This window comes from Pseudomonadota bacterium (assembly GCA_022361155.1).
Lineage (GTDB): Bacteria > Myxococcota_A > Polyangia > Polyangiales > JAKSBK01 > JAKSBK01.
Genome location: JAKSBK010000240.1, coordinates 1 through 1,266, shown reverse-complemented (window position 1 = coordinate 1,266; position 1,266 = coordinate 1). Strand labels below are relative to the sequence as shown.

The 1,266-nt window shown below is 47.9% G+C and carries 1 protein-coding gene; it reads left to right on the top strand.

Annotated features, from left to right (window positions below; genetic code table 11):
- Positions 1 to 97: 97 nt before the first annotated feature.
- A partial coding sequence (locus MJD61_09050; protein ID MCG8555417.1) for an FtsX-like permease family protein occupies positions 98 to 1,266 on the top strand: 1,169 nt, incomplete at its 3' end.

Here is a 1,266-nt window from a genome sequence, read left to right as displayed (position 1 = left end):
TCAGAGGGAGGGCGATCACATGATTCGGTGGATACTAAGAGGGATATGGCGTGACAAGACGCGGTCTCTGTTTCCATTTCTGGTGATCTCTGTAGGAGTGACTTTGCTGATTTATCTGCTGGGGTTCATGGAAGGCACCTTTGCTGGAATGATCAACGTGACCGCCCATTTAGATACCGGCCATCTGAGATTTGTCAACAAACCGTTTTACGATGAAGAGCACTTGAATCCGCTTGACCGGGCGCTGGCCGGACAAAAGCAAACTCTGCAGTGGTTGCAACAGAACGGTGACCCGCGCATTGAGTGGTCCCCCCGAATCCGATGGGGAGCCATTATGGATGTCCCTGATGAAAATGGAGAAACTAAAAGTCAGACACCTGTGATCGGTATGGCGATTGAAATGTTAAGGAAAGACTCTGCCGAGCGGAAGCGGTTGAGCTTGGAACAATCCGTGATTGCAGGAGTGGTTCCCTCTCATCCTAAGGAAATGCTGGTGGGCTATAAATTGGCAGAGGCTTTAGATTTGAGTTTAGGCGATCAGGTTACTTTGCTGGGACAGAATTTTGATGGAGGAATGGCGACGGACAATTATCAAGTGGTCGGTCTTGTGAAGTTTGGTCTGGCGGCTATGGACAAGAAAATGGCCTTGATCGATTTGGCTGATGCTCAACAAACGTTCTATATGGAGGACATGGTTACCGACATTTTGGGGTATTTGCCTATGAATGTTGGATATTTGAAATACGATCAACTCAAACAAAATATAATGGACCATCTTCCAGCATTGATGCAAAATCCACCCAGTGACTGGGCCTCGGATGACGATCCTCTGATCTTATCTGTGCTGGACCAAAGAAATTTGCGGGAACTCTCTATAAAATTTGAATTGGTCGATGATGTTGTTATTGGAGTGTTTACTTTTTTGATGATTCTCGTGCTTTGGAACGCAGGGCTTCTCAATGGAGTACACCGTTACGGTGAAATGGGATTATTGCTGGCTCTAGGCGAAACCCATAAAAAGTTAATAGGGCTCATGGCGATGGAGGCACTGGTGATCGGTTTGCTGGGTTCTATCGCTGGCTGTCTTGTTGGAGGGGGGTTGGTGTACTATCTGCAGGAAGTCGGCATCAGTACGCATGGGATTTTCGAGACATCAGGGCTTATGATGAGTGACACCATTCGTGCCCGGGTCAGCCTGAACGCCTTCGTATTTGCCGTAATCCCGGGAATCACCGCCAGCGTGCTGGGTAATTTGATCGCTAATCT